Annotated in this window: 15 protein-coding genes; 9 read left to right on the top strand and 6 right to left on the bottom strand. The window is 69.5% G+C overall.

Annotation, left to right across the window (positions count from 1 at the left end):
* Positions 1-117: 117 nt before the first annotated feature.
* The 6 genes from dps to NR810_RS20645 all read left to right on the top strand — a co-directional run bounded on the left by dps (position 118) and on the right by NR810_RS20645 (position 4,449).
* Positions 118-675: a DNA starvation/stationary phase protection protein Dps gene (gene dps, locus NR810_RS20670; RefSeq protein WP_257454793.1), complete on the top strand. Its 558-nt coding sequence runs from the start codon at positions 118-120 to the stop codon at positions 673-675.
* Positions 676-759: 84 nt separating this feature from the next.
* Positions 760-1,623, top strand: coding sequence for an SDR family oxidoreductase (locus NR810_RS20665; protein ID WP_257454792.1), 864 nt, complete (start codon positions 760-762; stop codon positions 1,621-1,623).
* Complete coding sequence (locus tag NR810_RS20660; protein ID WP_257454791.1) at positions 1,620-2,246, top strand: glutathione S-transferase N-terminal domain-containing protein; 627 nt, start codon at positions 1,620-1,622, stop codon at positions 2,244-2,246. The genes NR810_RS20665 and NR810_RS20660 overlap by 4 nt, the downstream gene beginning before the upstream one ends.
* A gap of 196 nt (positions 2,247-2,442) precedes the next feature.
* Entirely contained in the window at positions 2,443-2,919 is a 477-nt protein-coding gene (locus tag NR810_RS20655) for a hypothetical protein (protein WP_257454790.1), read from the top strand.
* Between the two features lie 81 nt (positions 2,920-3,000).
* On the top strand, positions 3,001-3,549 hold the full coding sequence (locus NR810_RS20650; RefSeq protein ID WP_257454789.1) for an inorganic diphosphatase: 549 nt from the start codon (positions 3,001-3,003) through the stop codon (positions 3,547-3,549).
* 9 nt (positions 3,550-3,558) lie between these two features.
* Positions 3,559-4,449 carry a CHAD domain-containing protein gene (locus NR810_RS20645; RefSeq protein ID WP_257454788.1) on the top strand — a complete coding sequence of 297 codons (891 nt, stop codon included), beginning with the start codon at positions 3,559-3,561 and terminating at the stop codon, positions 4,447-4,449.
* Positions 4,450-4,472: 23 nt separating this feature from the next.
* On the opposite strand, the gene NR810_RS20640 is transcribed toward NR810_RS20645, so the two are convergent.
* Positions 4,473-4,859: a hypothetical protein gene (locus tag NR810_RS20640; RefSeq protein WP_257454787.1), complete on the bottom strand. Its 387-nt coding sequence runs from the start codon at positions 4,857-4,859 to the stop codon at positions 4,473-4,475.
* Between the two features lie 260 nt (positions 4,860-5,119).
* Between NR810_RS20640 and NR810_RS20635 the strand changes: the two genes are divergently transcribed.
* On the top strand, positions 5,120-6,370 hold the full coding sequence (locus tag NR810_RS20635; protein ID WP_257454786.1) for an Hsp70 family protein: 1,251 nt from the start codon (positions 5,120-5,122) through the stop codon (positions 6,368-6,370).
* A 12-nt stretch (positions 6,371-6,382) separates the two neighbouring features.
* On the opposite strand, the gene NR810_RS20630 is transcribed toward NR810_RS20635, so the two are convergent.
* The 3 genes from NR810_RS20630 to def all read right to left on the bottom strand — a co-directional run bounded on the left by NR810_RS20630 (position 6,383) and on the right by def (position 9,720).
* Complete coding sequence (locus NR810_RS20630) at positions 6,383-7,747, bottom strand: alpha/beta fold hydrolase (protein WP_257454785.1); 1,365 nt, start codon at positions 7,745-7,747, stop codon at positions 6,383-6,385.
* Positions 7,748-7,880: 133 nt separating this feature from the next.
* Positions 7,881-9,113, bottom strand: coding sequence for a cellulase family glycosylhydrolase (locus tag NR810_RS20625; protein ID WP_257454784.1), 1,233 nt, complete (start codon positions 9,111-9,113; stop codon positions 7,881-7,883).
* 4 nt (positions 9,114-9,117) lie between these two features.
* Positions 9,118-9,720, bottom strand: coding sequence for a peptide deformylase (def, locus tag NR810_RS20620; protein ID WP_257455167.1), 603 nt, complete (start codon positions 9,718-9,720; stop codon positions 9,118-9,120).
* A gap of 52 nt (positions 9,721-9,772) precedes the next feature.
* Between def and NR810_RS20615 the strand changes: the two genes are divergently transcribed.
* Together NR810_RS20615 and NR810_RS20610 are read left to right on the top strand one after the other, a co-directional pair.
* On the top strand, positions 9,773-10,189 hold the full coding sequence (locus NR810_RS20615) for an SRPBCC domain-containing protein (RefSeq protein ID WP_257454783.1): 417 nt from the start codon (positions 9,773-9,775) through the stop codon (positions 10,187-10,189).
* Between the two features lie 447 nt (positions 10,190-10,636).
* A complete protein-coding gene (locus NR810_RS20610) occupies positions 10,637-10,825 on the top strand; it encodes a hypothetical protein (RefSeq protein WP_257454781.1) in 189 nt (62 codons plus the stop codon).
* A 260-nt stretch (positions 10,826-11,085) separates the two neighbouring features.
* Here the strand turns inward: NR810_RS20610 and NR810_RS20605 are convergent, their stop codons facing one another.
* Together NR810_RS20605 and NR810_RS20600 are read right to left on the bottom strand one after the other, a co-directional pair.
* On the bottom strand, positions 11,086-11,325 hold the full coding sequence (locus NR810_RS20605) for a hypothetical protein (RefSeq protein WP_257454780.1): 240 nt from the start codon (positions 11,323-11,325) through the stop codon (positions 11,086-11,088).
* A gap of 60 nt (positions 11,326-11,385) precedes the next feature.
* Positions 11,386-13,293 carry a hypothetical protein gene (locus NR810_RS20600; protein WP_257454779.1) on the bottom strand — a complete coding sequence of 636 codons (1,908 nt, stop codon included), beginning with the start codon at positions 13,291-13,293 and terminating at the stop codon, positions 11,386-11,388.
* Positions 13,294-13,345: the final 52 nt, after the last annotated feature.

Genomic DNA, 13,345 nt, shown 5'->3' with positions numbered 1-13,345 from the left:
CGGCCCCCGCCCCTCCAGGCGAGGTAGCTCCCCGGGTTGGCGCGGGTCATCGCCGTCCCCACCGTCTGGAAAAGCCTCCGACGGATTCCCGCCGGGCGGAACCATGACGAGGGACGTATGACCACGAAGTTTCCGAGCCACATCAATCTCCCGCGCGAGGCCCGCGAGGAGCTCATCGAGCTGCTCAACACCTGTCTGGCCACCGCCATCGACCTGCACTGGCAGGTGAAGCAGGCCCACTGGAACATCCGCGGCAGGGACTTCATCAGCCGCCACGAGCTCTTCGACGAGGTCGCCGACCACGTGCGCAAACAGGCCGATGAGTTCGCCGAGCGCGCCGGAGCCCTCGGAGGCTATGCCCAGGGCACCATCCGGCTGGCCACCCAGAACAGCGAGCTGGACGAGTACGACCTGGCAGCCGTCAACGGCGACGACCATGTCCGCGTCCTCGTGGACCGCGTCTCGACCTATGGCTCCACCATCCGCGCGGGCATCGAGCGCTGCGACGAGCTGAACGATCCGGTCACCTCGGATCTCCTCACCCAGGTGCTCGGCGTGGTGGAGCAGGACCTGTGGTTCCTCGAGAGCCACCTGTACGGCTCGGCCGCCACGGGCCGCGAGGAAATCGCGCCTACCTCCATCCGCGAGGAGCGCAGTCCCTCGCCCACCGCCTGACCCCCGCTCCCGGTCCGCTCGCCAGCATGCGCGCGGACCCCCCGGCGGATATAGATGGCCCTCTTTTCTGGAGGGCCATGCCGGATGACGTCGGGAAACATGCAAGGAAAGGTCTGCCTCATCACCGGAGCCACCTCGGGTATCGGGCTGGAATCGGCCCGCGCGCTCGCGCGCCAGGGTGCCACCGTGGTGCTGTCGGGACGTGACCCGGGACGTGGCGAGGCAGCCCTCGCGGAGGTGCGCCGCACCGTCCCCGATGCGAAGTTGGATTTGATGCTGGCGGACCTGACCTCGCTCGCCTCGGTCCGCAAGCTCGCTCAGGACTTCCAGGCCCGCTACTCGCGGCTGGATGTCCTGCTCAACAACGCGGGCCTCATGCTCGACCGGCGCAAGGTGACACCCGACGGCTTCGAGGCCACCTTCGCCACCAACCACCTGTCCCACTTCCTGCTCACCCACCTGCTGTTGGATGTGCTCAAGGCCAGCGGCCCGGCGCGCGTGGTGAACGTCGCCTCCGAGGGCCACCGCATGGGCTCGCTCGGCTTCCTCGACGACCTCCAGGCCGAGCGCGGCAGCTACAGCGGCATGAGGGTGTACGGCAACTCGAAGCTGGCCAACATCCTCTTCACCCGCGGCCTCAAGCGGCGGCTGGAGGGCACGAAGGTGACCACCAACAGCCTGCACCCGGGCGTGGTGCGCACCGGCTTCGGTCTCAACTCCGAGGGCATCACCAAACACCTGGTGAAGCTGGTCGCGCCCTTCATGCTCTCCGCCGAGGGCGGCGCCCGCACCTCGGTGTTCCTCGCCTCCTCGCCCGAGGTGGAGGGCGTGAGCGGCAGGTACTTCATCAAGAGCAAGGTGGCCCGGGAGTCCAAGGCCGCCCAGAGCGACGAAGCCGCCGAGACACTGTGGCGCAAGAGCGCCGAGCTGACGGGAGTGGGAGCATGATCGACCTCTACACATTCACGACGCCCAACGGGCGCAAGGTGTCCATCGCCCTCGAGGAGCTGGGGCTGCCCTACAACGTCCACGTGGTGGACATCACCCAGGGCGACCAGTTCAAGCCCGAGTTCCTCGCCATCAACCCCAACAACAAGATTCCGGCCATCGTGGACCCCCAGGGTCCGGACGGAAAGCCGATCTCCGTCTTCGAGTCCGGCGCCATCCTGCTCTACCTGGCGGAGAAGACGGGAAGGCTGCTGCCGAAGGACCCGCGCGGGCGCACCGAGGCGGTGCAGTGGCTGATGTTCCAGATGAGCGGCGTGGGCCCGATGCTGGGGCAGCTCAACCACTTCAAGCGCTTCGCCAAGGAGCAGATTCCGTACGCCATCGAGCGCTACTCGCAGGAGTCCGCTCGCATCCTGGGCGTGCTGGACAAGCATCTGGCGCAGCACGAGTTCCTGGCGCCGGAGTACTCGGTGGCGGACATCGCCACCTACCCGTGGCTGGTGGGCACGGGGCAGTACTACCCGGAGATGCTGCAGCCGGTGCCCAACGTGCGGCGCTGGTTGGACACCGTGGGGGCTCGCCCGGCGGTGCAGCGCGGCATGAAGGTGCCGGAGAGTAGATGAGCACGGTGGGGGAAATACCCTCACCCTAGCCCTCTCCCAGAGGGAGAGGGGACATCCACCGTGTGGAACCAGGTTCAGCCCTCTCCCTCTGGGAGAGGGTCGGGGTGAGGGTCTGTACCCACTCGAGCCCCCACCAGACGAGCAGGCTCACGGAGGCGGGACCCGGCCACGTCCGGTGCCTAGCTTGAGCGGCACCATGAGTGAGCTCGTCTCCCCGCCTCGCGGCTTCTTCCAGTCCCTGGGCCCCGGCTTCGCGGGCGCCCTCTCCCTCACGCTCGTCCACCAGGGCGCTCGCGCCGTGCTCGACCACCCACCGCGCATGGACGTACTCGGCATGCGCTCGTTGAAGAAGGTCTCCCGGTGGCTCGGCCTGCGCCCCGCCCATGGCCGCGCGCTGTACCGCCAGAGCCTCATCGGTGACCTGGTGAGCAACACCCTCTATTACGCGCTGGTGGCCGTGGGCCGCCCCCGCCGCATCTACCTGCGGGGCGCGCTCCTCGGCGCGCTCGCGGGGCTCGGAGCCGTGGTGCTCCCGCCCTACCTCGGCCTCGGCGAGCGTCCCAGCCGCGCGAAGCGCTCCACCGCGTTCCTCACCGTGGCCTGGTACACCCTCGGCGGCCTCGGCGCGGCGCGGGCCGCCCGGCGCTCGCTCCTGACGCCCGCCACGCCGTGACGCCGCCTCGAAGGTTGCCGAGGTGAAACTCGCCTCCCGGAGTCCTTGTCCCGGGGGGCGCGCCGTCCGAGCCTCGACGGCATGACCACGGACCTCACCCGCGTCCCCCTCCGAGGCAAGGACGGTGCCTTTCACGTCGTCGTCGAATCACCCCGCGGCTCCTCGGTGAAGCTCAAGTACGAGCCGAAGCTCGGCGCCTTCACCGTCTCCAAGCCCCTGGTGCACGGACTCAGCTACCCCTTCGACTGGGGCTTCGTCCCCAGCACCCTGGCCCCGGATGGAGACCCGCTCGACGCGCTCGTGTACTGGGACGAGTCCACCTACCCCGGCGTGGTGCTCCCCTGCCGTGCGCTCGGCGTGCTGAAGGTGGATCAGAAGAAGAAGCGGGGCGGTGGCCGGGAACGCAATGACCGGTTGCTCGTCGTCCCCACCATCGCGGCACGCGCGGAGAACCTCAGTGGCATCAAGGACCTGTCCCGCCGCGAGCGCGATGAGCTGGCTCACTTCTTCACCGCCGCCGTCGCCTTCGCGGACAAGGACGTGAAGATCCTCGGCTGGGAGGGACCCGATGTCGCCGAGCGGATGGTGGGGGAGGCCGCCACCGAATTCGAGAAGAGGGCCCGGCGTTAGAATCGAGCCATGCCCCGTCCCACGCCCATCCGCGGGCTCGGCCCCGAGAGCCGTCTGGCCGAGGCCGCCCGCCGCATCGTCGCCAACCGGCTCGCCGACGTGCGCCACGAGGAGGACACGCTCGCCACGCGCCTCACGGAAGACGGCGTCCACGACATGCGCGTGTCCACCCGGCGTCTGCGCGCCGCCCTGAAGGTGTTCCGCGACCTGGGTGCGCTGGCTCCGTTGGAGCGCGAGGTGAAGAAGCTCCAGGACGCGCTCGGCGAGGTGCGCGACGTGCACGTGCAGGGCGCCTGGCTCGCCCAGGCGGCCCGGAAGGAGAAGACCTCGAAGCGCGCCGGGCTCCTCGCCCTGCGCACGAGCGTGGAGTCCCAGCTCGACGCGAAGGAGAAGAAGCTGCGCCGCACGCTGACCCGCTGGGCGGACAGGACGGTGCCCGCGCTCCTGCGCGAGGCCAAGCGGTTGGACGGGCCCGGACGTTATGGAGGCCAGCGCGTCCGCCAGCAGCTCCGCCGCCGCCTGCGCGCGGTGGAGCTGCTCCTGGAGGACTACTCGGCCGCTCCGGATGCCCTCACGGCTCACGAGCTGCGCAAGACGGTGAAGAAGCTCCGCTATGAGGCGGAGATCTTCCGCCCCGCCCTGCGCCGCAGGATGGAGGCCCTGCTCGAGGCGCTGGTGCCGCTCCAGGAAGTGCTGGGCGAGCTGCACGACTCGGATGTTCGCCTGGGACTGCTCGAGGGCTTCGCCGCGGAGGGCTCCGCCACCGAGCGCACCGCCGCGCGAACCTTGTTGGAACGCGTGCGCGAGGAGCGTGCCGGGCGCGCCGCCCGGACCGCCAGGGAGCTGCAACGCTGGCACGCCGAGGAGCTGGCTCGCGGCCTGCGCCGGTTGCTGAAGTGACGTCTCCGGGATGGGAGGGCTTCCTACTTCGCCCCCTCGGGAGCTGGCCGGGCGCGCGCCGTCACCTCCACGAGGATCGCGATGGGCTCGCCCTGCACGTCCCGGTACAAGGCTCGCACCCTGTCGCCCTCCTGGATGTCACCCACCGTGGCCATCTGCCCCTCCACCATCACGATCGTCCTCGGCCTCATCCGCAGTTGGACATCCGGTGCGCCTCGCACGGAGACGTGTACACCCTCCGGGCTCGCACTCCTCACCGCGCCCGAGATCTCGCCCGGTGCGCTCTCCGCCGGGGCGTCGGGCACTCCGGACTCTCCCTGGGGAATATCCGCCGCCTCGACCGGCTCCCTCACGGCCGCCATGAGCAACGCGGTCATCCCCGCCAGCCACCCGCTCGCTCCGATTCGCATGACTTCCCCCGTCCTCTCGTAGGACGACTTCTAAGATGCATCCTGTCCCCTGGATGCCAGCCCTTCCGGTGGCGACGGCGCTCGTTGCCCGCGTGCCCGCGTGCCCTCCAGTGGCCCCGGGGAGCGCTCCAACTCCAATACCCTCACCCCGTCCCTCTCCCAGAGGGAGAGGGCTCGACCCGGGTACTCCCGATACCCCTCCCCTTCCGCACTCCGCTCTACCCATGCGCATCGTTTGCGCGTAGAGGATGCGACCCCCCATGCGCGCCTGCGGACTCGACTTCGGAACCAGCAATACGGCCATCGCGCTCCCCGACGGAACGGTCCTCCCCGTCTCCCCCGGCTACAGCGATCCCCGCCTCTATCGCTCCGTCATCTTCTTCCCCGAGGATGAACGCGAGGTCTACACGGGCGCCCCGGCGATCGCCCGCTACCTCGAGGACAACTCCGGCCGCTTCATCCAGTCCGTGAAGTCCTTCCTCCACAGCGCCTCCTTCCGCGCCACCCAGATTCGCGGCCGCACCTGGCTCATCGAGGACCTCGTCGCCCTCCTGCTGCGCCGCGTCCGCGAGGCCGCCGCCCCTCACGCCGGCGGCGCCCCCGAGGCCGTCGTGCTCGGCCGCCCCGCCGTCTTCACCCCAGAGCCCGAGGCGGACGCGCTCGCCGAGCAGCGCCTGCGCCGCGCCGCCGAAATCGCCGGCTTCACCCACATCCAGTTCCTCATCGAGCCCATCGCCGCCGCGCTCTCCTACGAGGCCCAGCTCACCCGCGACGAGCTGGTGCTGGTGGCCGACTTCGGCGCCGGCACCACGGACCTGACGCTCATGCGGCTGGGGCCCTCGCGCCGCGGCAACCCGGACCGGCGCGGCGACGTGGTGGGCTCCACCGGCGTGCGCATCGGCGGCGACCGCTTCGACGCCGAAATCATGCGCCACAAGCTGCTGCCCCGCTTCGGCGCCGGCTCCACCTACAAGGTGCGCGGCTTCAGCGACAAGCGGCTCCCCGTGCCCCAGCACGTCATGGCCAAGCTGCTCTCCTGGCACGAGATGTCCTTCATCCGCGAGAAGTCCACCCAGGAGCTGCTCGAGCTGATGCAGGAGTCCAGCGACAAGCCCGCCGAGGCCGAGGCCCTGTATGACCTCGTCATGGACAACCTCGGCTACCGGCTCTTCCGTGCCATCGAGGCCGCCAAGGTGCAGCTCTCCAAGGAGGAGGAGACCACCCTCGACTTCGAGGAGGCCCGCATCCACCTGCACGAGCGCATCACCCGCGCCGAGTTCGAGGCCGCCAGCGAGCCCCTCCTCACCGAGCTGCGCGCGGTGACCGAGGGACTCTTGAAGCGTTGCGAGGGCGCGGGCGAGGTGGATGCCGTCTTCCTCACCGGCGGCTCCTCGCAGATTCCCGCCGTGCGCCGGCTCTACTCCGAGCGCTTCGGCGAGGAGCGCGTGCGCACCAGGGACGCCTTCACCTCCGTGGCCGAGGGACTCGGGCGGGCCGCGGCGTCCCTCTGAGCCACCCGCGCCTCAGTCGCGGGAGTGCATCCAGTCGAGGATGCGCGTCCACACCGTGTCCTTCGCGTCGTCCGCGAGGAACAGGTCCGCGTGCCCGTAGTCCATCACGCGGGCCTCCGCCGGCATGCGCTGCTGCTGGAGGAAGGAGACGTCCGTGCTCCCCAGCAGGGAGGTGCTGTAGGTACCGAAGTGACCGAAGCCCCCCTCGGCCCCCACGTACAGCACCGGGACCTTCACCTGGGCCAGGTGATCGTCATAGGGGACGTCCGGCGTGCCGCACCACAGCGCCAGGGTGTCCACCTGCTCGCCGATGCTCTGGTAGGGCGAGGCCTGCAGCAGGAAGTCGTAGAAGAAGCGCTCCCGCGTCCAGGTCGGCCCGGTGGGCAGACCGTCCGCGCCGAACTGGCCACCGACGAAGTGGTAGGCCGGGATGACAGGCGGGTTCTGCAGCGCGAAGGTGGCCTGGCCCGCCGTGAGCGCGGCCTGACGGTAGGTGAGCCCCGGCAGGAACGAGGGCGCGTCCGGCTGGGCGATGGCACCCGCCCCGAGCGCCTGGAGGAGCGCGCCCGTCGCGCCACCCTCGTAGTGCCCCGAGGCCTGCTGCTGGGCGAGCGTCGTGTAGCTCTGGCACGCCGCCTGGCGCTGCGCCTCGTCCCCGGGCGCGAGCTTGTAGGCCATGTCCACGGGGATGAACCCTTTCACCCGGCGCTTGCCCGGCAACAGCTTCGCCTCCTCATTCAGGTACGCGTAGGAGACCGTCGCCCCGCGGCTCCACCCCAGCAGCACCGTCTTCCCACCCTTGATGGTGGCGTTGGCCTCTTTCACCCATCGCGACAGCGCCAGCCCGATGCCCAGATCCCGGGCGTGCAACCCCAGGTTCCAGTCCTTCATGAAGGAGAAGTCCGTCGCGTTGGCCGGCACGTTCACCCAGCGCAGGTCGATGCCCCACACATCCACACCCTGCTGCGCCAGGAAGATGGCGAAGGACTGCTGCCGCGGCACCGCCTCGCTCCCGGCGCTGGCCAGGAAGGCGCCCCGGAAGCCCCACACGTCCCCGTGCACCAGGAAGACAGACTCGTCCGTGTGCGCCGGCACGCCCTGCGCCACCTCGCGCACCACGCGGTGCACGGTGATGCGGTCATACGCCCCGGGCCCCACCCGCAGGTGGTAGCTGTACTCGAAGATGTCGGCGGTCAGCTGCCGGCGCTCGCTGCCCTCCAGCGTGCACTGCTCGTCGGCGAGCTCCTCACCACAGGTCCGCGCGGGGGGCTTCACCGTGGGCCGGGACTCCGGCCCACCTGCATCGGCGCGGGCCTCCAGCCCCAGACCGATGACACCGACACATAGCCACGCGAACACCCTGGTTGAAATGCGCATACCGACATCCTTCCCTGCATGAAAGACCGGTCCTCTACGGGAAACTGGGCATCCCGGTCTTTCCTGACAACTCGAATAATGCTTTATTTTTTTAACAATAGGCAAGAGGAACGGACAGCTACGCGGGATTTTTTCACCGCTTCCCGGTGAGACCCGCGGCCTCGACGATGAGGTCTGCGTAGCGGTTGCGGGGGTCGGCCGGGACGGAGCCATCGCGGTAGTAGAAGGTGAAGTCATCCCAGTCATCCGGACGGGCATCGTTGGCGAACATCCAGGGGCCACTCGCACCCACCCCGGTGCGCCAGGCGCAGCGGAACCAGCCCCGGTACAGGGCGCGCCGCTCGTCGAGGGAGAAGCCCTCCCGGTTGCGCAGGGCGAACTCGCCGATGAGCAGCGGCTTGCCGAGATCCCTGGCGATGGCGGCGTGCTCGGAGAACCAGTGCGCGCCCGCCCGGGCCGTGGTGTCCGGCTTCACGCCGTAGGCCTCCGGGTAGAAGTGCACGCTGGCGAAGTCGATGAAGGGCGAGGCCGTGTTGCGGCGGAAGCTGGTGCCCCCCTCGAAGAAGGAGGTGCCCGTGCCGCGCCAGAAGAGCTCGTCGTAGCCCCCATGGGAGACGTCGAAGCCCTCCTCACCCGTGCCCACCAGGTGCCCGGGCGCGTACTCCTTCACCACGGCGGCCACCTCGTCCACCCAGGCCCGCATGGCCACGCCCTCGGAGTCCAACCCCTTGCCGCGAGGCTCGTTGAGCAGCTCCCAGGCCAGCACGGCCGGGTGCTCGCCATAACGCAGCCCGTCGAAGGTGTTGACGCGCGAGAGCAGCCGGGCCACGTGCGCCTTGTAGTGCTCGATGACGGGGCGCTCGGTGAAGAAGCGCGGATCCCCCTCCACCGGCGAGGGTAACCCCGCCCACTCCACGTACCGCCGGGTGCCGCCATAGGCATCCCAGTAGTTGCCCAGCGTGAGGACGAGCTTCACCCCATGCGCGGAGGCCCGGGTGAGCACCAGATCCAGCCCGCGCAGGGACACCTCGTCGTACACCAAAGGAGCCACCTGGATGGCGGAGTCCCCGCGCTTGTCGGCCGCGTCGTTGTGGCCCGTGGTGCGCACGGCCCACCCCCCGAGCGCCGCGACCTTGGCGAGCGTCTCCTCCACGGCGGGAGACTCGGTGCGGCCGCGCCGCAGATCCCTCGTGGCCTCTTCCTGGAGGTAGTAGGCGTTGAGCACCACCGCCGCGGAGGGCGCCGGGCCGAGCCGCATCACCGGAGCCTCGGGGCAGTCCGAGGCCTCCTCCTGGAGCTGCTCGAGGGAGTCCTCGCCGCAAGCCACCACCAGGAGCAACAGCGCCAACGCGAAAGGGGCACGCATGTGCTCAGCCCCGAGGCTCGTTCAGTCCAAGGGCCTGACGCACCTCGTCCACGGTGCGCGAGGCCCAATAGCGGCGGTGGTTCTCCTGGGTGGAGAAGCTGCGCGGCTCCATCCGGTCGATATAGAGCGTGCCATCCAGGTGGTCTATCTCATGCTGGAGGATGCGGGCGTACCAGCCGCGTGCCGAGATGGACACGGGCTGGCCCTTCTCGTCGAACGCCTCGACGCGCACGGCGCGCGCCCGCCGCACCAGCGCGGCGAAGCCGCTGACGCTCAGACAGCCCTCGTGGAACTCCACGGGCGTCGGGTCCTCCACCACGAGCCGCGGGTTGATGAGGACGTGGAAGGGCACGGGCTGGCGCTCGCGCGCGGCCAGCTCCGCGGGCGGAAGGGCCGCCTGGTATTCGGCCCGGTCCTCGATGACCGCGAGCCTCACGTCCACTCCCACCTGCGGCGCGGCCAGGCCCACGCCCGGGGCATCCCGCATGGTGTCACGCATGAGGGCGATGAGCTGCCCGATGGCGGGGCTCGTCATCTCCTCGGAGGTGAGCTCTCTGGCGCGGCGGCGCAGCACCGGCTCTCCCGTCTGGACGATCTTCAGGACCATGGCGCGAGGATAGCTTGGCATCGGCGGAGAAATAGGCTCTTAAGCGGGCGCCATGAGTCCGCCCCTCGAAGTCCGCAACCTGCTGCACTCGGTGGAGCTGTCCGCCGCGCCGGAGGCCATCTACGACGCGCTGCTGGACTCGCGGCAGCATGCCGCCTTCACCGGGTTCGACGCGGAGATCGACGCGCGCGAGGGTGGGGCCTTCGTCACCTGTGAAGGACGCAACAGTGGCTACACGCTGGCGCTGGTGCCCGGGCGGCGCATCGTGCAGGCGTGGAGGCACCGGGACTGGCCCGAGCACCACTACTCCATCGCCACCTTCGAGCTGGCGCCCATGGGGAGGGGCACGCGGCTCACCTTCACGCAGGTGGGAGTGCCGGCGGAGGCGTACGCGGCGCTCGACGAGGGCTGGCGCACCACCTACTGGGGACCCCTCGCGCGCTACCTCGCCATGCGGCGCCGGGGGTGAGCCTCTGGCTCACTGAACGGTTGGCTCGCAAAGCCAGAGACGACCGGGTACGTACTCCGTGCATTGCCGACCCGGGCCGCAGACATCTCGCGCATCCGGCCGGCACTCCCGTTTACATCCGCCCAGGAAACACACGGAACCCTCGGGGCAGGAACGCGTCCCGTCACAAGGCGTCACGCATTCCATCTTGACGGCCCATGCCTCGGGTCCAGGGGTGTAGCCCGTGAGCTGACATTGCTGCCCTGCCTCGCACGGTGCGCGCTGGCAGTTGTCTCCGTGAACGATCATGCAACGGGCCTCGCCGGTGTCCTCCCTCACGCATTGCTGGCCCTCGGGGCAATCCCCGCCTTCGCAGAAGGGTTGGCAGGAGGGAGCATCCGGCCCCGCCCGGCATACGAACCCGGAGGGACAGCTCGAAGGCACTTCCAACTGGCAGGGACGGCCACAATGGCCATCGCCGCACAGCAGTCCTCGTTCACAGGCTTCTTCCTGATGATTCGCATGGTCGAAGCAGGGCTGTCCCTCTTTGCGGACGCCAATGAGAACGCACCGGCGCACCAACGGGCCATCATCCCCCAACGACCGCCGGGTCCGGCAGGCAAAGCCCTGCCTGCATTGCAGGTCCGTCATGCATGAGCTGTCGATACAGACACTCTGCTCCCCAGACGCGGAGCTCACGCAGGCCAATGGGGGAGTACAGTCTTTCTGACTCTCACAGGAACGCCGGTAGGTCGGCAGCGCGCGTCGCTGGTCCGCGGGGAGGATTGGAACGACCCTCGCGTCCCACCGGGCCATGCTCTGAGTGTGGTGTGCCCGCAGCAGGGCCCCGCAGTGGTCGAACATGAACGCCAGCGGAAGCATCAACCCCACGGTGACACCCAGGATGGTGCGCCACTTCATTGGCATTCCCAGTGACACACCTTCCCGGTCGAAGGGTCGCAGATCTGAACCAGACGCTTGCCGTCACGACACGGAACCGGTTTCCCCAATTCCCGCTGCCGCTCGTCGTGCTGCTCCTCGATGTCCTCGCGCATCGCATCGTCCAGGTAGCCCTCCCTCCCGTAGATCTGCTCCGGGCACCCGGTCCCAAGAGAGCCCACCAGCAGCGCGATACCCAGCACGAGCCCCCAACGCATGAACCGCCCCCCTGAAAGTGAGAGGAGGATCGCCCCCGCCTCTTCACTCTGAGTATAGTCTCACCGCTGCATGCGGTACAGCACGATGCTGGAGCGCGGTACCTCGAAGAGGAACTGCGCGCCGCGTTGCTCCTTCAAGGCCCGCTCCGCCGCCGAGCCCCCCCGCACTCCCACCCAGCGCGGCTTCAACGCGTCGATGCGTGCGAGGTAATCCCTTACATCCCCATCGCTCGGCACGTACTCCACCCGGGTGCGGTAATCCCTCGTGAAGAACTCGGACAGGAAGTCCACCGACTGGTCATACACGACCACGTCGCCCGCCTTCAGCTCGCGCTCCTTGAGCAGGTTCCACTCGGTGGGCCACAGCCAGTCCACCACCTGCAACGCCGAGCGCTTCAGCGGGCTCGCACGCAATGCCTCGCCGAAGTGCCTCGCGTACATGAACAGGTCCACCTGCCGGACCTGCGCGCTGGCGCCCTGCCAGAACGTGACGCCCATGAGCACCAGGAAGGCCAGCGACAGACCCGGCCGCGGCGGCCCTCGCAACAGTTGCCCGTGTACCACGCCCAGCGCCACCAGCCCCGCCGTGGCCACGCCCATCACGAAGCGCGGCCACCACGCCGCCTGCACCGCGAGCGACACCACCGCGAGCCCCAGGATGGGCAGGTTGCGCTTCCAGCTCCTCGGGCTCAGCAGCTCCAACACCAGCAACACCAGACACGGCACCAGCAGGTAGGCGAACACCGGGCCGAAGCCGCCCGTGCGCACGTCCGGCCAGAAGGTGGGCACCTCCACGTACCAGCTCCGCAGCAGCTTCGCGAACGCGCCCGGCGCACCGAAGAAGAGCGGGCTCTCCCCGGGCCGCGAGCCGTAGAACTCGGAGGGATCGAACTGCCCCGGCAGCTCCTTGCCCAGCAGCGGCACCTTCACCCGGAAGGCCCACAGCGGGTTGCCCGTCTTCCACAGGTTCTGGAAGTATTTGAACGACCCCACCGCCATCAGCGCGAGCACCGACAGCACCATGTCCCCCACCCGCCTCGCCCGCTCGCCCCGCGCGTGCCACAGCTCCAGCGCTCCCCGCACGGCGATCCACGGCCCGAGCATCAACAGGTGGAAGGCCCCCGTCATCTTCGTGCCCGCGTACAGCCCGAGCGCCAGCAGGCACATCCACCGGTCCCTCGCGGTGGGACGCTCCCGCAGGAAGAACACCGCCGCGCTCAGCAAGGCACCGCACGCCACGTCCACGTGCGTGCTCCACACCTGCAGGAACATCGGCGGCAGCAGCACCCACGCCGCGCCCACTCCCGCCGCGAAGGCCTTGCGCGCTCCCGCGGCCCGCGCCCAGGCCGCCGTCACCGCCGCGCCCAGCACCGCGAAGGGCAACTGCGAGCTGTCATCCAGCCGGTTGTCGAGCGGGAAGATGCAGTTCCACGCCGCCAGCAGCTCCACATTCTTCGGGTGGCTCTGCGTCCACGGCACCGACGTTTCGATCCAGTCCAGCGAGCCCATCTGGATGGCGTAGGCCGTGATGGGCACGTGGTACCACGTTGGATCCCACGTCCACGACTTGTAGATCCACACCAGCAGCGCGGCGAAGAGCAGCACGCCCGCGGCGGCCACCACCGTGAGCACCGCCGGCTCGCGCTCCCGCCACGCTTCCCGGGCCAGCCTCCCGGGCGCGCCCACGTCCGAGCGCAGCAGCTCCAGCGCCCGCTCACGCCCCAGCCGGCGCCACGCCCCCCAGGCGGGCACCGCGAACACCACCGGCGCCAGCAGCCCGAGCCACACCGGCCGCAGCAACCCCGGCAACCCCAACGCCTGCATGGCCACCAGGATGAGCGAGGGCGCCACCAGCAACGTGGCGATGACCCGGTGCAGCACACCCCGGTCCGGGTAGAGCGCCGCCGCCACCAGCCAGCTGGCCCCCAGGCACATCAGCGTCTCGATGATCCAGATGATCCAACCCATGGCGCTCGTGGACGCGGACAGTGCCCCAGCCCGGTGAACCCCGCAAGCCGCG

This window comes from Archangium lipolyticum (assembly GCF_024623785.1).
In the GTDB taxonomy this organism is placed as follows: domain Bacteria; phylum Myxococcota; class Myxococcia; order Myxococcales; family Myxococcaceae; genus Archangium; species Archangium lipolyticum.
The sequence above is the reverse complement of the archived record's forward strand: the minus strand, read 5'-3'. Positions and strand labels throughout refer to the sequence as shown.